Annotated in this window: 21 protein-coding genes; 11 read left to right on the top strand and 10 right to left on the bottom strand. The window is 57.0% G+C overall.

The window, feature by feature from the left end; genetic code table 11:
- Positions 1-47 precede the first annotated feature (47 nt).
- Both purN and purM read right to left on the bottom strand, forming a co-directional pair.
- Positions 48-689: a phosphoribosylglycinamide formyltransferase gene (gene purN, locus SCU88_RS18520; protein ID WP_175341958.1), complete on the bottom strand. Its 642-nt coding sequence runs from the start codon at positions 687-689 to the stop codon at positions 48-50.
- A complete protein-coding gene (purM, locus tag SCU88_RS18515; protein ID WP_175341957.1) occupies positions 689-1,726 on the bottom strand; it encodes a phosphoribosylformylglycinamidine cyclo-ligase in 1,038 nt (345 codons plus the stop codon). Before purM ends, purN begins: the two co-directional genes overlap by 1 nt.
- A gap of 241 nt (positions 1,727-1,967) precedes the next feature.
- Between purM and upp the strand changes: the two genes are divergently transcribed.
- The 3 genes from upp to SCU88_RS18500 all read left to right on the top strand — a co-directional run bounded on the left by upp (position 1,968) and on the right by SCU88_RS18500 (position 4,772).
- A complete protein-coding gene (gene upp / locus SCU88_RS18510) occupies positions 1,968-2,594 on the top strand; it encodes a uracil phosphoribosyltransferase (protein ID WP_138098860.1) in 627 nt (208 codons plus the stop codon).
- A gap of 74 nt (positions 2,595-2,668) precedes the next feature.
- Positions 2,669-3,964 carry a uracil permease gene (gene uraA, locus SCU88_RS18505; RefSeq protein WP_138098859.1) on the top strand — a complete coding sequence of 432 codons (1,296 nt, stop codon included), beginning with the start codon at positions 2,669-2,671 and terminating at the stop codon, positions 3,962-3,964.
- Between the two features lie 106 nt (positions 3,965-4,070).
- The gene (locus SCU88_RS18500) at positions 4,071-4,772 is read left to right on the top strand and encodes a DnaA inactivator Hda (protein ID WP_241666664.1); all 702 of its coding nucleotides are present in this window, start codon (positions 4,071-4,073) and stop codon (positions 4,770-4,772) included.
- 6 nt (positions 4,773-4,778) lie between these two features.
- Here SCU88_RS18500 and arsC read toward each other — a convergent pair whose 3' ends face one another.
- Together arsC and bepA are read right to left on the bottom strand one after the other, a co-directional pair.
- Positions 4,779-5,138 carry an arsenate reductase (glutaredoxin) gene (gene arsC, locus SCU88_RS18495; protein ID WP_138098857.1) on the bottom strand — a complete coding sequence of 120 codons (360 nt, stop codon included), beginning with the start codon at positions 5,136-5,138 and terminating at the stop codon, positions 4,779-4,781.
- A 14-nt stretch (positions 5,139-5,152) separates the two neighbouring features.
- Complete coding sequence (gene bepA, locus SCU88_RS18490) at positions 5,153-6,622, bottom strand: beta-barrel assembly-enhancing protease (protein WP_175341956.1); 1,470 nt, start codon at positions 6,620-6,622, stop codon at positions 5,153-5,155.
- A 228-nt stretch (positions 6,623-6,850) separates the two neighbouring features.
- Here bepA and SCU88_RS18485 point away from each other — a divergent pair, with 228 nt between their 5' ends.
- Positions 6,851-7,921 carry an AI-2E family transporter gene (locus SCU88_RS18485; RefSeq protein WP_138098855.1) on the top strand — a complete coding sequence of 357 codons (1,071 nt, stop codon included), beginning with the start codon at positions 6,851-6,853 and terminating at the stop codon, positions 7,919-7,921.
- A gap of 52 nt (positions 7,922-7,973) precedes the next feature.
- Here SCU88_RS18485 and SCU88_RS18480 read toward each other — a convergent pair whose 3' ends face one another.
- From SCU88_RS18480 to SCU88_RS18470, 3 genes are all read right to left on the bottom strand, one after another.
- Positions 7,974-8,363: a DUF2628 domain-containing protein gene (locus tag SCU88_RS18480; RefSeq protein WP_138098854.1), complete on the bottom strand. Its 390-nt coding sequence runs from the start codon at positions 8,361-8,363 to the stop codon at positions 7,974-7,976.
- A gap of 165 nt (positions 8,364-8,528) precedes the next feature.
- Positions 8,529-9,002 (bottom strand): thioredoxin-dependent thiol peroxidase, encoded by a 474-nt coding sequence (gene bcp, locus SCU88_RS18475; protein ID WP_175341955.1) that lies wholly within the window; start codon positions 9,000-9,002, stop codon positions 8,529-8,531.
- A 13-nt stretch (positions 9,003-9,015) separates the two neighbouring features.
- Positions 9,016-9,585, bottom strand: a complete 570-nt coding sequence (locus tag SCU88_RS18470) for a glycine cleavage system transcriptional repressor (protein ID WP_138098852.1) — start codon at positions 9,583-9,585, stop codon at positions 9,016-9,018.
- Positions 9,586-9,731: 146 nt separating this feature from the next.
- On the opposite strand from SCU88_RS18470, the gene dapA reads away from it, so the two are divergent.
- From dapA to dinQ, 7 genes are all read left to right on the top strand, one after another.
- Positions 9,732-10,610: a 4-hydroxy-tetrahydrodipicolinate synthase gene (dapA, locus tag SCU88_RS18465; RefSeq protein WP_138098851.1), complete on the top strand. Its 879-nt coding sequence runs from the start codon at positions 9,732-9,734 to the stop codon at positions 10,608-10,610.
- Positions 10,611-10,626: 16 nt separating this feature from the next.
- Positions 10,627-11,658, top strand: coding sequence for an outer membrane protein assembly factor BamC (gene bamC, locus SCU88_RS18460; protein ID WP_175341954.1), 1,032 nt, complete (start codon positions 10,627-10,629; stop codon positions 11,656-11,658).
- A 73-nt stretch (positions 11,659-11,731) separates the two neighbouring features.
- Positions 11,732-12,445: a phosphoribosylaminoimidazolesuccinocarboxamide synthase gene (gene purC, locus SCU88_RS18455; protein ID WP_138098849.1), complete on the top strand. Its 714-nt coding sequence runs from the start codon at positions 11,732-11,734 to the stop codon at positions 12,443-12,445.
- A 190-nt stretch (positions 12,446-12,635) separates the two neighbouring features.
- Positions 12,636-13,508 carry a KPN_02809 family neutral zinc metallopeptidase gene (gene ypfJ / locus SCU88_RS18450; RefSeq protein ID WP_138098848.1) on the top strand — a complete coding sequence of 291 codons (873 nt, stop codon included), beginning with the start codon at positions 12,636-12,638 and terminating at the stop codon, positions 13,506-13,508.
- Between the two features lie 3 nt (positions 13,509-13,511).
- Positions 13,512-15,536 (top strand): GNAT family N-acetyltransferase, encoded by a 2,025-nt coding sequence (locus SCU88_RS18445; RefSeq protein ID WP_175341953.1) that lies wholly within the window; start codon positions 13,512-13,514, stop codon positions 15,534-15,536.
- 71 nt (positions 15,537-15,607) lie between these two features.
- Positions 15,608-16,303, top strand: a complete 696-nt coding sequence (gene ypfH / locus SCU88_RS18440) for an esterase (RefSeq protein WP_138098847.1) — start codon at positions 15,608-15,610, stop codon at positions 16,301-16,303.
- A 362-nt stretch (positions 16,304-16,665) separates the two neighbouring features.
- Entirely contained in the window at positions 16,666-16,752 is an 87-nt protein-coding gene (gene dinQ, locus SCU88_RS18435) for a damage-inducible type I toxin DinQ (RefSeq protein WP_431810177.1), read from the top strand.
- Between the two features lie 51 nt (positions 16,753-16,803).
- Here the strand turns inward: dinQ and SCU88_RS18430 are convergent, their stop codons facing one another.
- Genes SCU88_RS18430 through SCU88_RS18420 form a run of 3 tightly spaced genes read right to left on the bottom strand, consistent with a single transcriptional unit; the run spans position 16,804 to position 18,512 of the window.
- Entirely contained in the window at positions 16,804-16,995 is a 192-nt protein-coding gene (locus tag SCU88_RS18430; protein WP_138098845.1) for a YpfN family protein, read from the bottom strand.
- A gap of 28 nt (positions 16,996-17,023) precedes the next feature.
- Positions 17,024-18,151: a succinyl-diaminopimelate desuccinylase gene (gene dapE / locus SCU88_RS18425; RefSeq protein WP_175341952.1), complete on the bottom strand. Its 1,128-nt coding sequence runs from the start codon at positions 18,149-18,151 to the stop codon at positions 17,024-17,026.
- Position 18,152: 1 nt separating this feature from the next.
- On the bottom strand, positions 18,153-18,512 hold the full coding sequence (locus SCU88_RS18420; protein WP_175341951.1) for an ArsC family reductase: 360 nt from the start codon (positions 18,510-18,512) through the stop codon (positions 18,153-18,155).
- Between the last annotated feature and the right edge of the window lie 444 nt (positions 18,513-18,956).

Genomic DNA, 18,956 nt, shown 5'->3' with positions numbered 1-18,956 from the left:
CAGAAGTATCAGACAAGACTCTCCTTCCCGGGAGGGAAGGAGAGTGGTTATTCGTCGGCGGCGTAGCCCCGGGAAGGCAGGGGCTGGTCGTCCAGCCAGGCGGCATTATCGCGCATAGCCAGACGGCCATCCATAAACCAGCCGATCACCAGCGGGTAGATGGCGTGCTCCTGGTGCTGAACCCGGGCGATAACGGTCTCTTCGTCGTCGCCTTCAAAGATGGGCACGTTGGCCTGGAGGATCACCGGACCGCCGTCCAGCTCTTCGGTGACGAAGTGTACCGAAGTGCCGTGTTCGCGATCGCCGTTTTCCAGCGCCTGGCGGTGGGTATGCAGGCCGGGATATTTCGGCAGTAGGGAAGGGTGGATATTGAGCAGGCGACCACGATAATGGGCCACAAAAGCCGGGCTAAGAATACGCATATAGCCCGCCAGTACCACCAGATCGGGCGCGTGCTCATCAATCTGCGCCATTAGCGCATGATCATAGGCTTCACGATCCGGATAGTCGCCAGGTGAGAGCGCAAACGCGGCGATACCTGCCGCGCGAGCGCGCTCAAGACCGTAAGCATCGGCCTTATTGCTAAATACCGCCTCAATGGTGCCATCAATCCGTCGTTGCTGGCAGGCATCGATAATCGCCTGCAGATTGCTTCCACTGCCAGAAATAAGCACCACAATCTTTTTCATTACCCAATAACCACGCGTTGTTCAGAGTCAGAGGCCCTGATAATACCGATTTTCCACGCCTTTTCACCCTCTGCATTAAGCAGAGCGATGGCTTTTTCGGCTTCGTCAGGCGCCAGGGCGATGACCATGCCCACCCCGCAGTTAAAGGTGCGATACATTTCGTGCTGGCTGACGTTACCCGCCTGCTGAAGCCAGTCGAACACCGTCGGCCACTGCCAGCTGGATTCATCGATAACGGCCTGGGTATTATCCGGCAGAACGCGCGGAATGTTTTCCCAGAAGCCGCCGCCGGTCAGGTGGGCGACGGCGTGAACGTCGCACTGTTCGATAAGCTTAAGCACCGATTTCACGTAGATGCGGGTCGGCGCCAGCAGATGGTCCGCCAGCGGCTGGCCGTCGAGCTGGGTAGTGAGCGGGTCGCAGCCGCTGACTTCGACAATCTTACGCACCAGCGAGTAACCGTTAGAGTGCGGGCCGCTGGATCCCAGGGCGATCAGCACGTCGCCGTCGGCCACTTTGGTTCCGTCAATAATCTCTGATTTCTCTACCACGCCGACGCAGAAACCGGCCACGTCATAATCTTCGCCGTGGTACATGCCGGGCATTTCAGCGGTTTCCCCCCCGACCAGCGCACAGCCAGCCTGCAGACAACCTTCGGCGATGCCGCCGACGACGCTTGCTGCGGTATCTACGTCCAGCTTGCCCGTCGCATAGTAATCAAGGAAGAACAGCGGCTCTGCCCCCTGAACCACCAGGTCATTGACGCACATGGCTACCAGATCGATGCCGATAGTGTCATGACGTTTCAGATCCATCGCCAGTCGCAGCTTGGTGCCAACGCCATCGGTGCCGGAAACCAGCACCGGCTCGCGGTATTTCTGCGGCAGGGCGCACAGTGCACCAAAGCCGCCAAGCCCCCCCATCACTTCCGGGCGGCGGGTTTTCTTCACCACTCCTTTAATTCGGTCGACCAGTGCATTGCCCGCATCGATATCAACACCGGCGTCTTTATAGCTGAGAGAGGTTTTATCGGTCATAAAAAAGGTTCCAGCGCGGTAGAAAAAATCGCGGTGATTCTAACAGTCCAGGCAAACGTTTGCGAGCCCTTCCGGTAATGAAAAACGCGCTAAGGAAGCAGGGCGCTGAAACAGGGCTCTGCTCTATACTGATCCGGAATCGATTGATCCCGATCGTGCGCCTTAGTGATGGCGCAGCGGCAAAAAAGCGGTATAATCCGGCGATTTTTTTTATGGCTGACGCATTTTGGGGAGATAGAGCATGAAGATTGTGGAAGTGAAACACCCACTCGTGAAACACAAACTGGGTCTGATGCGTGATGTGGACATCAGCACTAAACGTTTTCGTGAGCTCGCCTCGGAAGTCGGAAGCCTGCTGACTTATGAAGCCACTGCCGCTCTGGAAACCGAAACGGTGACTATCGAAGGCTGGAACGGCCCGGTGGAAATAGAACAGATCAAAGGTAAAAAGATAACTGTAGTGCCGATTCTGCGTGCCGGTCTTGGCATGATGGACGGGGTGCTGGAAAACGTACCCAGCGCGCGCATCAGCGTGGTAGGCGTTTACCGCGATGAAGAGACCCTGGAGCCGGTGCCTTACTTCCAGAAACTGGCCTCGCATATCGACGAGCGTATGGCGCTGGTGGTGGACCCGATGCTGGCGACCGGTGGCTCGATGATCGCCACTATCGACCTGCTGAAAAAAGCGGGCTGCCACAATATTAAGGTGCTGGTGCTGGTAGCGGCGCCGGAAGGTCTGGCTGCGCTGGAGAAAGTACACCCGGACGTAGAGGTTTACACCGCCTCTATCGATCAGGGACTCAACGAACACGGATACATTATTCCGGGCCTCGGCGACGCCGGGGACAAGATATTTGGTACTAAATAATTTATTCAGCCGACTTTAACAGTCGGCTTTTTTTTGGATTTTCTTTCTTCGTTTATCACACAGAGGATATTGCTATGACGCGCCGTGCTATCGGGGTGAGTGAAAGACCGCCGCTGTTACAGACGCTCCCACTCAGTCTACAGCATTTGTTCGCCATGTTCGGCTCCACCGTACTGGTGCCGATTATGTTCCATATCAATCCGGCAACGGTCCTGCTATTCAACGGCATCGGCACGCTGTTGTATCTGATTATCTGTAAAGGGAAGATCCCTGCTTATCTGGGCTCCAGCTTTGCCTTTATTTCACCGGTACTGCTGCTGTTGCCGCTGGGCTATGAACTGGCGCTGGGCGGCTTTATCGCCTGTGGCGCGCTGTTCTGCCTGGTGGCGCTGATTGTGAAGAAGGCGGGCACCGGCTGGTTGGATGTGATGTTCCCGCCTGCGGCGATGGGGGCCATTGTGGCGGTGATCGGCCTGGAGCTGGCGGGCGTTGCCGCCAATATGGCGGGCATGCTGCCTGCTGACGGTCAGTCAGTGGACGGCACCACGCTTTCCATTGCGATGGTAACCCTGGGCGTCACGGTCTTTAGTTCGGTTCTCTTCCGCGGTTTCCTGGCGATTATCCCGATTCTGATCGGCGTGCTGGTGGGCTATGCCTTCTCCTTCTGTATGGGCGTGGTGGACATTACGCCGATCCGTGAAGCTCACTGGTTTGCGCTGCCGACCTTCTATACCCCGAAATTCGAGTGGTTTGCCGTGCTGACAATTCTGCCCGCGGCGCTGGTGGTGATTGCCGAGCACGTCGGCCATCTGGTGGTGACCGGAAACATCGTGCGCAAGGATCTGGTGCGCGATCCGGGCCTGCACCGTTCGATGTTTGCCAACGGTTTTTCCACCATGTTCTCCGGTTTCTTTGGCTCGACGCCGAATACCACCTACGGCGAGAACATCGGCGTTATGGCGATCACTAAGGTGTACAGCACCTGGGTGATCGGCGGTGCGGCTATCCTGGCGATTCTGCTCTCCTGCATCGGTAAACTGGCGGCGGCGATCCAGATTATCCCGGTACCGGTCATGGGCGGGGTCTCCCTGCTGCTTTACGGGGTGATTGGCGCTTCCGGTATTCGGGTGCTGATTGAATCTAAAGTGGACTTCAGCAAGGCTCAGAACCTGATCCTGACTTCGGTCATTCTGATTATCGGCGTTAGCGGCGCTAAGATTCACATCGGCGCCGCTGAGCTGAAAGGCATGGCGCTGGCGACCGTGGTGGGTATCGCCCTGAGCCTGATCTTCAAGGTGATTAGCATTCTGCGCCCGGAAGAGACGGTACTGGAGGCGGACGACGACGAACAACAGGCTCCGCACGCTTGATCCTTGTGCAAGCTGGCCCGCCGCTTGCGCGGGCCAGCTTCAACCCTTTCGCTAAACTGTGGTAAACTTCCTCGCGATTTTTTCGCAAGTTCTGGTTGAGGTCCCTCTGAACACACCGGCTCAGCTCTCTTTGCCGCTCTATCTTCCTGACGACGAGACGTTCGCCAGTTTCTGGCCGGGCGATAATCCTGCCTTGCTCGCTGCGCTACAGAACGTTTTGCATCAGGAACACAGCGGTTACATTTACTTCTGGTCCCGGGAAGGAGGAGGCCGCAGCCATCTGCTGCACGCCGCCTGTGCCGAGCTTTCCCTGCGTGGCGAAGCGGTGGGGTATGTCCCGCTGGATAAGCGGACCTGGTTTGTGCCTGACGTACTGGAAGGGATGGAGCAACTGTCGCTGGTCTGCATCGATAATATTGAATGCATCGCCGGGGATGAGTTGTGGGAGATGGCGATCTTTAACCTCTATAATCGCATTCTGGAGTCCGGCAACACCCGGCTGCTGATCACCGGCGATCGCCCGCCGCGCCAGCTTAATCTGCAACTGGCGGATCTGGCATCGCGCCTGGACTGGGGGCAGATCTACCGGCTGCAACCGCTTTCTGATAACGACAAGCTTCAGGCACTGCAGCTGCGCGCCCGGCAGCGCGGTTTTGAACTGCCGGAAGACGTGGGGCGTTTTCTGCTCAAAAGGCTGGATCGCGAAATGCGTACGCTGTTTATGACGCTCGATCAGCTTGACCACGCTTCGATTACCGCGCAGCGCAAGCTGACCATTCCGTTCGTGAAAGAGATTCTTAATCTGTAACCGTTATCAGGCCAGCAGTTCCAGTACCTGTTCCGGCGGTCGACCAATGCGCGCTTTATCGCCCTTAACCACAATGGGGCGTTCGATAAGCTTCGGATTCTCCACCATGGCCTGAATCAGCTGCGCCTCGCTAAGAGAGGCGTCGCCCAGATTCAGCGTCTTGTACAGATCCTCTTTCTGACGCATCAGACTGCGGGCGCTTTCGAATTCCAGCATGTTCAGTAGCTTACTGATGGTGGCTGCATCCGGCGGCGTTTCCAGATAGAGCACGATTTCGGGTTCAACGCCGTTTTCCTTCAGCAGGGTGAGGGTCTCCCGGCTCTTGGAGCAGCGGGGATTGTGGTAGATGGTAACGGTACTGGACATGCCTGATTAACTCCTTAGCTGTTCTTCTGATACTGACGGAAACGCTGCTGCATCTGACGCAGTTGATCGATACGCGCATCGTAACGCGCCTGCTGCAAACTCCCAACCTTCACCTGGCTACTGGCGCTGCTTAATAGCGTAATGGCCTGATCCAACTGACCGCGCAGCGCCAGCAGTTCGGCGCGAGCGGCCAGTTCCTGGTCGCGATTGCCCTGGGCGGCTTCAGCCTGGGCCAGCAGATCCCAGCCGTTGGTATCGTCGCGGTGCGAAAAGGTGTAGCGGTTAAGAATCGTGGCGGCTTTGGCGGACTGCCCGCTCTGAACGTAAGCGTTCGCCAGGTTAAGCTGCAACACCGGGTTGGTTTTTAGCCCCGGGGCGCCATTCAGGCGGCTGATGGCCGAGGCCGCTTTGTTCTGACCCAGATCGATATCCGTGGCGAGATCGAGATACCAGGGGTTGTTCGGGCTGGCGCTTAGCAGCGGCTGGAGCTGACGCCAGGCTTCGGCGTAGTTTTTGTTTTCCATCGCCTGCAGGGCCCGGCCATAGCGGGCGGCGTGCTGCTGACGCACGTTACCTTTATCCAGACTATCCAGCAGCTCGCCGGTGAGCTGGTTGCGGCCGGTGTTATACATGCCCAGCACGCGTACCTTCGCCATATAGAAGGCTTCCGATGACTGAACGACCACCGGACGCATCTGATTGGCGCGGTTGCGGGTATCGGAAAGACGGCTTTCCGGCAGGGGGTGAGTCAGCAGAATTTCCGGTGGGCGGCTGGAGTAGCGGGCCTGGTCGAGCAGCTTATCCAGAAAAGCAGGCATTGCCTGGGGATCAAACCCGGCACGCTGCAGCACCTGCAGGCCGATGCGATCGGCTTCCTGTTCGTTCTGCTGGGTGAAGCTTATCATCCCCTGACGGCTACCGGCCAGGGTGCCGGACATAGCCGCCATCCCGGCCTGGGGGCTGGCCATCGCCAGCAGAATCGATCCCAGCGCGCCGACCCAGGTCAGCGGCGCATAGCGCTTCTGATCTTCCATGGCGCGTGCCAGATGGCGCTGGGTGACGTGGGAGATTTCGTGAGCCATGACCGAGGCCAGCTGGCTTTCGTTATCGGCATAGCGAAACAGCGCTGAATGCAGGACGACATTACCGCCGAAAAAGGCGAAGGCGTTGATTTCATCGTTGCTGATCAGGTGAAAGTAGAACGGCGTGCGCACCGAATGGGCGTGGTTCACCAGGCGCATGCCCAACTGATTAATATACTGCTGGAGCAGCGGGTCATTAATCAGCGGGGCGCTACCGCGCAACTGGCGAATATAAAAGTCGCCCATCTGCATCTCCTGGGCGATGGAGAGCGTGCTTGCGGCGGTTGTTCCGATATCCGGCAACTGGTCCGTGGCGCTATCAGCGAAGGCCGGCGCAGTCTGACCCGCCATCATGGCGGTAATGAGGGTGGCAACCAGTGTTTTTTTCAACTGCCTGAACATAGCCTCTATCCTGTGTAATCAGCGTCTTCTTTTATGACAACCCACCGGCGACAGGGTTCGTTGCCGGTGGGTAACCGGGAGTGTAGCCGCCCTGGGTCGTGAATGGAAAGCTTAATTGCCCGCGTTGGTTTCGGGGTCATCAAAAATAAAAAACGCGGCCTTTACCGCAACATTTCGCTACAATCTGAGCGCATTTTTTTCATCAGGAGACCTCAGGGTTAAGGAAACATGCTCGAACTTTTAACGCAATGGTACCGTCGCCGCTTTAGCGATCCGGAGGCGATTGCGCTTCTTGTGATCCTGGTGATGGGTTTCGGTATTCTGTTCTTCTTTTCCGGTCTGCTGGCGCCGTTGCTGGTGGCGCTGGTGCTGGCTTATCTGCTGGAGTGGCCCACGGCCCGGCTGGAAAGTATGGGTTGTTCACGCTGGCTTGCCACCAGTGTGGTGCTGGTGCTGTTTGTCGGCATTCTGCTAATCATGGCGCTGGTGGTGGCGCCTGTGGCCTGGCAGCAGGGGATCTATTTGATCCGCGATCTGCCCAATATGTTGAACAAACTGACGGATTTCGCCGCTGCGTTGCCCAGGCGCTATCCGGCGCTGGTGGATGCCGGCATTATTGATGCCATGGCGGAAAATCTGCGGGCGCGAATGACGCTGCTCGGCGAGTCGGTGGTGAAATATTCGCTGGCCTCGCTGGTGGGATTACTGACGCTGGCGGTCTATCTGGTGCTGGTGCCGCTGATGGTTTTCTTCCTGGTGAAGGATAAGGTGCAGATGCTCAATGCGGTGCGCCGGGTGTTGCCCCGTAATCGCGGGCTGGCCGGGAAAGTCTGGGCCGAGATGAATCAGCAGGTCACCAACTATATTCGCGGCAAGGTGCTGGAGATGGTGATTGTCGGCGTCGTGACCTGGCTGGGTTTCTTGTACTGTGGGCTGAACTACTCGCTGCTGCTGGCGGTACTGGTGGGGTTTTCGGTACTGATTCCCTACATTGGCGCCTTCGCGGTCACCATTCCGGTGGTGGGGGTGGCGCTGTTCCAGTTTGGACTGGGGGCCGAATTCTGGACCTGCTTTATTATCTACCTGGTGATTCAGGCGCTGGATGGCAACCTGCTGGTACCGGTGCTGTTTTCCGAAGCGGTGAACCTGCACCCGCTGGTGATTATTCTGTCGGTGGTGATCTTCGGCGGTCTGTGGGGATTCTGGGGCGTTTTCTTCGCCATTCCTCTCGCTACGCTGATTAAAGCGGTGGTCAGGGCCTGGCCGGATAGCCTGGTGGACGAGCGGAAGGCTGACTAACGCTGAATGGCAGACCCGCAAAGCGTTGTGGTAGCGGGTCTGTTTCCAGCGGTTAGAAAATCCCCGTGAAGGGGTTCCAGCTGTTGTAGCCTTTAACTTTATGCAGATAGTAAGCGTAGTTGGTCGTGATGCCCCACATGACGCTGACGATAAGGCCGCATAAAGAATCTAAATTCAATCCGGTAATGAGTTCGACGATACCTAAAATAAAGCCGATTGCCACAGAGCAGACAATAAGCGTAAGACATCTTTTCCACATACCCAGAATCAAAAAATAGATCGGGCCGAAGAAAAAGGAGATGACGTTCATATTATATAAGAAGCGTTTGTACCACGGCAGGCGGCGTAATGCTGCTTTAAACTCTGGCGTTTTGGGAGCCCCGTTTTTTTCGAAGAAATCAAAACGTTTCTGCCACTTTTCTGAATGTTGCTGTGTTGTCACTAAGAATGTTCTCATGCGTGAACGGGAAGGCTGGAATTTACATAAATTTAACTAGCGATTCAAGCGATCCCGGTTGCGCGATCCAGAGGAATAAAACAGGGAAGGGGAAGGCGCACCTTAGAATGACGCTTTAAGGTGCGTTTGAACTTAAGAAGATAGCGCGACTCAGGCGGCGTTTTCTTTCAGCCAGGCCAGCACGATATCGTGATGGTTACTGGTCTTGAAGTTGTCGAATACGTGCTCGACGTTACCCTTTTTGTCGATCAGGAAACTGATACGGTGAATGCCGTCATAGGTCTTGCCCATAAAGCTTTTCTCACCCCAGATACCAAACTGTTCACATACGCTGTGGTCTTCGTCGGACAGCAGGGTAAAGTTCAGATCCTCCTTGTCGACAAAGCGGGACAGCTTCTCGGGTTTATCGGTACTGATACCGAGAACCTCGACGCCGTATTGCTTTAACTCATCCATGCTATCGCGCAGGCTGCAGGCCTGAACGGTGCATCCGGGCGTCATTGCTTTCGGATAGAAGTAAACCAGAACACGCTGCCCCTGGAAGTCGGTTAAATTTACCTGTTCGCCGTCCTGATCGGGCAGACTAAATTTAGGGGCGACATCGCCAGCTTTCAGTGGATTCATACGACTCTCCGTCTTATTCATCATCTTGCTGTGGGTAATTCACAACGTTAATAGTGCCTTGCGCATTGAGTTCTGTACACAAGTCTTTAAAGGCCTGCTCAATGTTTGTCGCATCCTGCAGTGCCGGGCTATGCGCCGCGATTTGGATATAAAGCTGCGGCGCTCCCGGCTGCTCGTTTTCATCGTTCGCCTGAGTCCGGGAAATCAGTTCGGCAATATTCATTTGATGGGAGTCGAACAGGTCGGTAAATCGCTCAATCAGGTGAGGGGAGTCCGCCACTTCCACCTGGACGCGTACCGTTGCGGGCATGGCCTGGCGCGCCTGAGCATGGGTGCGTTTCATTACGATCAACAGATCCAGTTCGGCGCCTTTTAACGGCAGCGTGGATTCAATCTGGGTAATGGCATTCCAACTGCCGGAAAGCAGCATGATAAAGGTAAATTCGTCCCCCAACATGGCCAGGCGGCTATCTTCGATATTACAGCCACAACTACTGACGTGTCGGGTGATGGTATTCACGATGCCGGGACGGTCTGCACCTAACGCGGTGATGACCAGATGGTGTTGTGATGAGGCTGTCAAACCGGAGCTTCCTGTGGTTCTGTAGAGGTAATCATAAGGAAAGCATAAAAAAATCCGCCATACAACCGCACAGGTGCCCTGGCCGCTTGCTTTTACTGCGGCTCCAAACGTACCATTGTGGCACTAGTGTACGGAGAGGATGGACCATGTTCACGGGAAGTATTGTCGCGCTGATTACGCCGATGGACGATAAGGGCAACGTCTGTCGGTCCAGCCTTAAGAAACTGATTGATTACCATGTCGAAAGTGGAACTTCGGCAATTGTCTCGGTAGGGACCACCGGCGAGTCTGCCACGCTGAGCCACGATGAACATGGCGATGTGGTGATGATGACGGTTGAGCTGGCGGATGGCCGTATTCCCGTTATTGCGGGCACCGGTGCGAATGCCACCTCAGAGGCCATCTCTCTGACCAAAAGGTTCAACGACAGCGGCATCGTCGGCTGTCTGACGGTCGTGCCTTATTATAACCGCCCCACCCAGGAAGGACTGTTCCAGCACTTTAAAGCGATCGCTGAAAACACCAGCCTGCCGCAAATTCTGTATAATGTGCCCTCTCGTACCGGCTGTGACTTGCTGCCGCCGACCGTTGCGCGTCTGGCGCAGGTGCCGAATATCGTTGGTATTAAAGAGGCAACGGGGAACTTAAGCCGCGTTAACGAGATCAAAGATCGGGTTGCGGATGATTTTATTCTGCTTAGTGGCAACGATGACAGCGCGCTGGACTTTATGCAACTGGGCGGCCACGGCGTGATTTCCGTAACCGCTAACGTGGCGGCGCGTGATATGGCGCGGATGTGTGAACTGGCGGCCGCAGGCGAATTCGCCGCTGCGCGCGAGATCAACCGACGCCTGATGCCGCTGCACGAGCGTTTATTTATTGAACCCAATCCTATCGCGGTGAAGTGGGCCAGCAGGGAGTTGGGACTTGTGGCGACCGATACGCTTCGCCTGCCGATGACCCCGCTGACCGCGGAAAGTCGTCCGGTGGTGCTCGATGCGCTGAAGCATGCCGGTTTGCTGTAAAGTTTAGGGAGAATTGATGGCTTACTCAGTCTCAGTACAAAAATCAACCGTGGCAAAAGTGGTGGGCCTGTCGCTCGTCATGATGCTTGCCGCCTGCAGTTCCGATTCACGCTATAAGCGTCAGGTTAACGGCGATGAATCCTACCTGGAAACACCGGCGCTGGCCGAGCTGCATGCTCCGTCGGGGCTGATGTTGCCGCTGCAGAACGGTCAGTATGATGTGCCGTCGGCTCGCACCAGCGGCGCTATCGGCAAAAAACTCGATATTCGTCCGCCAGCGCAGCCGCTGGCGCTGGTGAGCGGTGCGCGCACTCAGTTCACTGGCGATACGGCGACCATGCTGCTGGAAAGCGGCAATCAGGGCTCCCTCTGGCCGCAGGTGGTGAGCGTTGTTCAGGCTCAAAACTACCCGATTATGAAGCGGGAAGATGCGAATCAGAGCCTGACCACCGACTGGGTAAACTGGAACCGTGCCGATGAAGATCAGCAGTATCGCGGCCGTTACCAGATTGGCGTGCAGCAGCAGGGCTATCAGCAGGCGCTGACGGTGAAACTGCTGAGTCTGGAGCAGAACGGTAAACCGGCTGCCGACGCGGCGTCGATGCAGCGTTACAGCACTCAGATGTTGAACGCCATTGCGGGCGGTCTGGAGCAGAACCAGAGCAACCGCAGCAGCAATGCCAGTACTGGCCGTATCGACGTGCAGAGCGGCGCGGATGATACGGGTCTGCCGATGCTGGTCGTTCGCGCGCCCTTTAACGATGTCTGGAACCGTCTGCCGCCGGTACTGGAGAAAGTGGGGATGAAGGTTAATGACACCACCCGCTCCCAGGGCAGCATGGAACTGAGCTACGATCCGCTTTCCGATAGCGACTGGCAGGCGCTTGGCGCTCGCGATCCGGGCCTGTCCAGCGGTGACTACAAGCTGCAGGTCGGCGACCTCGATAACCGCAGTAGCCTGCAGTTTATCGACCCGAAAGGGCACACGCTGACCCAGTCGCAGAACGATGCGCTGGTGGCGGTATTCCAGGCCGCATTCAGCAAGTAATTCCGGGGCCGGCGCCAACACGCCGGCCTTTTCAATTCGCGTTAATACACTGACTACACCTGGAGTAATAAAGATGCAAAAGCAAGCTGAGTTGTATCGCGGCAAGGCGAAGACCGTCTACAGTACGGAAAATCCCGATCTGTTGGTGCTCGAATTTCGCAATGATACGTCAGCAGGCGACGGTGCGCGCATCGAACAGTTTGATCGCAAAGGGATGGTGAACAATAAGTTTAACCACTTCATTATGAGCAAGCTGGCAGAGGCGGGGATCCCGACGCAGATGGAAAGACTGCTTTCTGACACCGAATCTCTGGTGAAGAAGCTCGATATGGTGCCGGTAGAGTGCGTTATCCGCAACCGCGCGGCGGGTTCGCTGGTTAAGCGTCTCGGCGTGGAAGAGGGCATTGCGCTGAATCCGCCGCTGTTCGATCTTTTCCTGAAGAACGATGCCATGCACGATCCTATGGTCAACGAGTCTTATTGCGAGACCTTCGGCTGGGTAAGCAAAGAGAACCTGGCGCGGATGCAGGAGCTGACCTACAAGGCGAACGACGTGTTGAGCAAGCTGTTCGACGACGCCGGTCTGATCCTGGTGGACTTCAAGCTGGAGTTTGGTCTGTACAAAGGTGAAGTGACCCTGGGTGATGAGTTTTCGCCGGATGGCGCGCGCCTGTGGGATAAGAACACGCTCGACAAGATGGATAAAGATCGCTTCCGTCAGAGCCTGGGCGGCGTTATCGAAGCGTACGAAGAGGTTGCCAAACGTCTCGGCGTTAATTTGGACTAACTGCGCAATCGTTTCCGTTGTCTCCCCCGGAGCCCGCACCCTGCGGGCTCTTTCTTTCTGGTTTATTCCCTTCCCGGCGGTTTTTTTCTGATTCTTACACTGTATTGACGTTTGCTTAGGGAAATACTGGCCTGTCTCCCCGGATATCGCTCATAATTAACCTTATTATCCTAACAACAGGAATGATGTTATGCGTTGGCAAGGGCGTCGCGAGAGCGACAATGTTGAAGATCGTCGTAATCAGTCGCGAGGAGGTTTTCCTGGCGGGGGCCGTGGTTTTCGTCTGCCGCGTGGTAAGGGGGGGATTATCCTGCTGATTGTGATAGTGGTAGCAGGTTATTACGGTTATGACCTGACGCCGCTGCTGACCGGCGGCGGCCAGTCGCAGCTCCAGCAGCAGAGTTCCCAGTCGATTAATCCCAACGAGGATGAAGCCGCGAAATTTACTTCGGTGATCCTGGCGACCACGGAAGATACCTGGAGCCAGCAGTTCCAGCAGATGGGGAAAACCTATCAGAAGCCGAAGCTGGTGATGTACCGCGGAGTGACGTCCACCGGCTGCGGCACTGGCCAGTCAGCGATGGGGCCGTTTTACTGCCCGGCGGATGAGACCGTCTATATCGATCTCTCCTTCTATGATGAGATGAAAAGCAGCCTGGGCGCCGATGGCGACTTTGCTCAGGGCTATGTGATTGCCCACGAAGTGGGTCACCATGTGCAGAAGCTGCTGGGCATTGAACCGAAGGTACGCCAGATGCAGCAGAATGCCTCTCAGACTCAGGCCAACCAGCTGTCGGTACGTATGGAGCTTCAGGCAGACTGCTTTGCCGGAGTCTGGGGTCACGGCATGCAGCAGCAGGATATTCTGGAGGTGGGCGATCTGCAGGAAGCCCTGAACGCTGCCGAAGCGATTGGCGATGACCGATTGCAGCAGCGCAGTCAGGGCCAGGTGGTGCCGGACAGCTTTACCCACGGTACTTCCGAGCAGCGCTATACCTGGTTTAAGCGCGGTTACGACAGTGGCGACCCTAAACAGTGCGACACCTTCGGCGACAACCTGTAACCGATGTGGCTGAATGAACTCGATGCCCTGACGCGCCAGCAGCAGCGTCAGGGCATTCGTCGTTTACTGGTGCTGAGCGGCGAGTCGGACTGGAGCCTGGAACAGGCCAGATGCCTGAAGCAGCGGCTGAGTGGCGACTGGTTGTGGGTGGGTGAGACAGAAGAACAAACTGCCCACTGCGCGCCCGGCGCGATTCGTCGTCTGCTGGGGCGTGAATTTCTTCATGCGATATTCGATGCCCGGACGGGGCTGGATGCCGAAGCGCTGGCGGCGCTGGCGGGAACGCTGCGGGCCGGTAGCTGGCTGGTAGTACTGGCGCCCTCCTGGACTTCGTGGCCGAATCAGCCGGACGCCGACAGTCTGCGCTGGAGCGGTCAGCCTGACCCCATTCCCACCCCGCACTTTATTCACCGTTTGCAACAGGCGCTAAGTCAGGAGCCAGAATGCGTTATCTGGCGCCAGGGGCAGGCGCCACGTCTGCCGGTGCAGGTTGAACGCCCTGACTGGCAGCCTGCCGCTGGTGGTCCACTGGCGGAACAGCAGGCGATTTTGCAGGCGCTGCTCGCTATGCCTGCGGGGGTGGCGGTGGTGACCGGGCCGCGCGGGCGCGGCAAGTCGACTCTGGCGGGGATGCTGGCCCGCCAGTGCGGCAGGCCAGTGGTGATTTGCGCTCCAACCCGGTCCGCCACCGACGTACTGATGCATCACGGCGGTGAGCATGAGTCGTTTATGGCGCCAGACGCGCTGTTGCAGGCGATACAGCGCGGGGAGCCCCCGGTGGGCGAGTGGCTGATTGTTGACGAAGCTGCCGCCATTCCTGCTCCCTTGTTGCGTCAGTTGATCGCCGCTTTTCCCCGAACGCTGTTAACCACGACGGTACAGGGCTATGAGGGAACCGGGCGCGGTTTTCTGCTCAAGCTGTGCGCTTCGCTGCCCCGATTGCAGAGCTTTACGCTCGATGCGCCAGTACGCTGGGCTTCTGGCGATCCGCTGGAGCGTCTTCTCGATCGGGTTATGTTATTCGACGATCGTCTGGCGGCGCCCTGCGCGGGCGATTTGCAATATCAAACGCTGCCAGACGGCGCTTGGCTGAATGACGATGGTCGCGAGGCGCAAACCTGGCGGCTGCTTACCGGAGCCCATTATCGTACCTCACCGCTCGATTTGCGGCGTCTGTTGGATGCTCCAGGCCAGCGTCTGAAGGTCGCCTGCGTGAATGAGCGAGTGGCGGGGGCGCTATGGCTGGTCGAAGAGGGGGGATTAACGCCTGAGCTGAGCGAGGCGGTATGGGCCGGGCTGCGGCGACCGCGCGGTAATCTGGTGGCTCAGTCGCTGGCGGCCCACGGTGGCTCGCCGGATGCCGCTACTCTGAAAGGGCTGCGTATCAGTCGGGTGGCGGTACATCCGGAGCGCCAGCGCCAGGGGATCGGTAGCCGTTTACTGGCGAGCGCTGGTGATATGAGCGATGGTCATGACTACCTGTCCGTCAGTTTTGGCTATACCGATGAACTGTGGCGTTTCTGGCAGCGCGTCGGCTTTATGCTGGTGCGTATCGGCAGCCATAGGGAGGCCAGCAGCGGCTGCCATGCGGCAATGGCGCTACGCCCGCTGAGCGAGCGAGGAGAAGCGCTGGCACTGCGTGAGCAACTCAGACTGCGGCGCGACGCATGTTGGCTGCAACCGTGGATTCGGGAGCCGATTCCGGTTGCTCAGCTTCCAGAGACTACGCTTAATGATGAAGACTGGCGCGATCTGGGTGGTTTCGCCTTTGGTCACCGGTCGTCGGAAGCCTGCATCGGCACGCTACAGCGGTTGCTGCTCAACAGCGAGCTGGCGCTGCCCGGGCTGCGGGGCTGGTTGACGCAGGGGCTGGCGGGGACTGAACTCTGCGCTCAGTTGGGAATAAACGGGCGTCGGGCATTGCTGGTGCGCCAGCGCCAGGAGTGCGCCACGGCGCTAAAAGCGCTGGATGCCCAACGGACAGATGTGCTGGAAGCCTGGCTGGCGAAGGTCAAAAATTTTCAGTGATATCATCAATTTTGTGCCATGGTGATTTTTCGCTATCGGCGTAGAGTGGCCCCCATAGTCAGGAGGCAACGATGAAACATGACCATTTTGTAGTTCAAAGTCCTGCCACACCCCCTCAGCAATTGCTGCTGCTGTTTCACGGGGTGGGCGATAATCCGGTCGCGATGGGGGAGCCTGGCAGCTGGTTTGCGCCGCTGTTCCCCGATGCGCTGGTGGTCAGCGTCGGGGCGCCGAATCCAGGCGGAGCGGAGCCGGGTCGTGAGTGGTTCTCCGTGGCTGATGTCAGCGAAGAGAACCGCCAGGCGCGTATCGATGCGGCAATGCCGCACTTCTGCGCCCTGGTACGTTACTGGCAGGAAAAAAGCGGCGTGATGCCCGCAGCGACGGCGCTGATTGGCTTCTCTCAGGGGGCCACCATGGTGCTGGAAAGCCTGAAGGCGGAACCGGGGCTGGCATCGCGTCTTATCGCCTTTAACGGCCGTTTTGGTCAGTTGCCGGAGCGAGCCAGCCTGACCACCACGGTGCATCTGATTCACGGCGACGAGGATCGGGTCATCGAGCCTCAGCATGCGGTGAAGGCCCACGAGGCGCTACTGGCCGTGGGGGGCGATGTGACGCTGGATATCGTCGAGGGGCTGGGTCATGCCATTGACAATCGCAGTATGCAGCTGGCGCTGGATCACCTGCGCTATACGGTGCCTAAGCACTACTTCGATGAAGCTCTGGGCGGTAAGCCCGGCGAAGACGATGTGATTACGATGATCTAAAACCAGGGATTGCAGGCAATAAAAAAACCGACGGGTGAGGTCGGTTTTTTTATGTTCCGGCGTGGAGCGGATGGCTCTGCCCGGGGGAACTCTTCTATCTAACCCTGGCGATTTTATAACCACCTGCACGGTTTTACAAGTCGTTCCCGGTATAATTCCGCATGGTTAGCTCTGGAGTGATTTTCCTCTTTGGCATTCTGGCCATATCGGTTTCAAGTCCTGGCTGAATTCACGGGTGGTGCCGGATTCGGTGCTCTGGCCGGAGAGGGAACTCTTCTATCTAACCATGAGGAGCCGCTGTGGTGACAGGCAACCCATGAGTAAGCCGCGGTGTGTTCTCCCTCCATGGAGTGGAGAAACGGATGAAAACTTTTATCGATAAGGTTCTCATCGTTCTTAAAGCGCTGGTTGCGCTGCTGGAACTGATTCGCCGGTTTATTGTGCGGTAAGGGCGGAAACGTAACTAAGGACGGAGACCGCCTCCGTCCTTTAATAACGCTTTACGGCTTCTTCTTCGGCCAGTCATCGTCATCGTCCCACTTGTCGTTAAAGTCGCGGTGGGGCGGCAGATCGGGCTTATTGTCCAGATACTTCTTCGGGTCAACGCGCTTCAGATCTTTAATGACGTTGATAAAGATACCGACCAGAATCACCAGTACCAGTATCCACCAGTATTTACTTAGCCAGTCCATGCGCCTCTCCTGAAGGGTAAACGGCCGCTCAGGCGACCAGTTGTTCCATAATACGTTGATACATCCGGGCCAGCAGTTGCAGGTCAGCGGCGTTCACGCACTCGTTAATCTTGTGAATGGTCGCATTCACCGGTCCCAGCTCTACCACCTGCGCCCCCATTCTGGCGATAAAACGCCCGTCAGAGGTGCCGCCGGTAGTCAGCAGCTGCGGCTTAATTTCATTATAGTGCTCAACGGCGTTGACCACCGCTTCCACCAGACGACCACGGGAGGTCAGGAACGGTTGGCCGGACAACCACCAGTCCAGGGTATAGCGCAACTGATGACGTTCCAGCAGTTCGCAGACCCGCTGTTGCAGCATCTCCGCCGTACTTTCGGTGCTGAACCGAAAGTTGAACTGAACGAACAGTTCACCGGGAATCACGTTATTGCTGCCGGTACCGGCCTGGATATTCGCAATCTGCATGCTGGTGGGGGGGAAGAACTCATTGCCCCTGTCCCATTCGATATTCACCAGCTCATCCAGCATAGGCGCGGCGCGGTGTACCGGATTATCCGCCAGCTGCGGATAGGCCACGTGGCCCTGAACGCCGTGAATGGTCAGGTTGCAGGTCAGGGAGCCGCGACGACCGTTTTTTACTACGTCGCCCACCACTTCGCTGCTGGAGGGTTCACCTACCAGACAGTAATCCAGACGTTCATTACGCGCCATCAGCGTTTCCACCACCTTCACGGTGCCGTTTTTCGCGCTGGCTTCTTCGTCGGAGGTTACCAGGAACGCCAGGCGACCACGATGGTTCGGATGCTGGGTGACGAAGCGTTCGGCAGCGACCACCATGGCCGCCAGCGAGCCTTTCATATCGGCAGCGCCGCGACCGAACAGCAGGCCGTCGCGAATGGTGGGCTCGAAAGGGGGATTGATCCAGCGATCGCCATCTCCTGGGGGGACCACGTCGGTATGACCAGCGAAGGCCAGGGTCTCCCCCTCGCCACGCCAGGCCCAGAAATTACGGGTATCGCCGAAATCCATAGCCTCAATGGTAAAACCAATGGCGCGCAGGCGTTCGATAAGCAGATCCTGGCAACCCGCGTCATCGGGGCTGAGGGAGGGGCGGCGAATAAGCTGTTGGGTCAGTTCGATGACCGGGCAAGACATACTACTTAACCTCATTGAAAAACTGCTGATAGCTGCTGTCGCTGAAACCCAGCAGCATAGGCTTCTGCGGCGCGCAGAGCAATGGTCGTTTGATAATCGCCGGCATCTCCAGCATCAGTTCGATAGCCGAAGCGGCGTCGGTAATGGCGTTGCGCCGTGATTCATCCAGCTTACGCCAGGTGGTGCCGCGGGTGTTAAGCAGCGGCTCCCAGCCCAGTTCGGCGATAACGCTTTCCAGTAGCGCGGCGTCAAGACCGTCTGCCCGGTAGTCGTGAAAACGGTAATCGATGTTTTCGGCTTCCAGCCAGCGGCGGGCCTTTTTAATTGTGTCGCAGTTTTTTATGCCGTACAGAGTGACCATGCCAGGTTATCCTTGTGACTTTCAGGGAATAAAGCGTCAGGCGTGACGTTAATTATTTTCGGGGCGTCGAATATTCCCGGGCTGATGGTAAAACAGACGATCAGCGTGAGACGGCGGAATTATTTGGCGCTTCCGGTACTGCGCCAGCATATCAATTTGCCACCTTCCGGGCTACTGCCGTTTCTGATGCGGGCTGGCGGGGGATTTTACGTCGTTATTTTCAGAGTATTCTGCGGTGGCAAGGCATGACCTTTTATCCGGAATTATACAGATGATTTTATCGGGGCGGAAAGAGGATGTTACCGATGTTGATAAAAAACAATGATAATGAGGCTGTAATGATTGAATGCGGACGGGTGAACTGGAAAGAATTTATTGAGATGATGCCCGGTAAATAAAGAGTTCGGTATTTTTAACAGGTAAAGCGCTGCATGGAATCAATAA

This window comes from Jejuibacter sp. L23, assembly GCF_050815825.1.
GTDB lineage: Bacteria > Pseudomonadota > Gammaproteobacteria > Enterobacterales > Enterobacteriaceae > Jejubacter > Jejubacter calystegiae.
This window is presented reverse-complemented; position numbering and strand designations above follow the sequence as displayed.

Bases quoted from the DNA above. Each gene is read 5' to 3' on its own strand.
- purN (WP_175341958.1), bottom strand. From the start codon at position 689: ATGAAAAAGATTGTGGTGCTTATTTCTGGCAGTGGAAGCAATCTGCAG.
- purM (WP_175341957.1), bottom strand. From the start codon at position 1,726: ATGACCGATAAAACCTCTCTCAGCTATAAAGACGCCGGTGTTGATATC.
- upp (WP_138098860.1), top strand. From the start codon at position 1,968: ATGAAGATTGTGGAAGTGAAACACCCACTCGTGAAACACAAACTGGGT.
- uraA (WP_138098859.1), top strand. From the start codon at position 2,669: ATGACGCGCCGTGCTATCGGGGTGAGTGAAAGACCGCCGCTGTTACAG.
- arsC (WP_138098857.1), bottom strand. From the start codon at position 5,138: ATGTCCAGTACCGTTACCATCTACCACAATCCCCGCTGCTCCAAGAGC.
- bepA (WP_175341956.1), bottom strand. From the start codon at position 6,622: ATGTTCAGGCAGTTGAAAAAAACACTGGTTGCCACCCTCATTACCGCC.
- SCU88_RS18485 (WP_138098855.1), top strand. From the start codon at position 6,851: ATGCTCGAACTTTTAACGCAATGGTACCGTCGCCGCTTTAGCGATCCG.
- bcp (WP_175341955.1), bottom strand. From the start codon at position 9,002: ATGAATCCACTGAAAGCTGGCGATGTCGCCCCTAAATTTAGTCTGCCC.
- dapA (WP_138098851.1), top strand. From the start codon at position 9,732: ATGTTCACGGGAAGTATTGTCGCGCTGATTACGCCGATGGACGATAAG.
- bamC (WP_175341954.1), top strand. From the start codon at position 10,627: ATGGCTTACTCAGTCTCAGTACAAAAATCAACCGTGGCAAAAGTGGTG.
- purC (WP_138098849.1), top strand. From the start codon at position 11,732: ATGCAAAAGCAAGCTGAGTTGTATCGCGGCAAGGCGAAGACCGTCTAC.
- ypfJ (WP_138098848.1), top strand. From the start codon at position 12,636: ATGCGTTGGCAAGGGCGTCGCGAGAGCGACAATGTTGAAGATCGTCGT.
- SCU88_RS18445 (WP_175341953.1), top strand. From the start codon at position 13,512: ATGTGGCTGAATGAACTCGATGCCCTGACGCGCCAGCAGCAGCGTCAG.
- ypfH (WP_138098847.1), top strand. From the start codon at position 15,608: ATGAAACATGACCATTTTGTAGTTCAAAGTCCTGCCACACCCCCTCAG.
- dinQ (WP_431810177.1), top strand. From the start codon at position 16,666: ATGAAAACTTTTATCGATAAGGTTCTCATCGTTCTTAAAGCGCTGGTT.
- SCU88_RS18430 (WP_138098845.1), bottom strand. From the start codon at position 16,995: ATGGACTGGCTAAGTAAATACTGGTGGATACTGGTACTGGTGATTCTG.
- dapE (WP_175341952.1), bottom strand. From the start codon at position 18,151: ATGTCTTGCCCGGTCATCGAACTGACCCAACAGCTTATTCGCCGCCCC.
- SCU88_RS18420 (WP_175341951.1), bottom strand. From the start codon at position 18,512: ATGGTCACTCTGTACGGCATAAAAAACTGCGACACAATTAAAAAGGCC.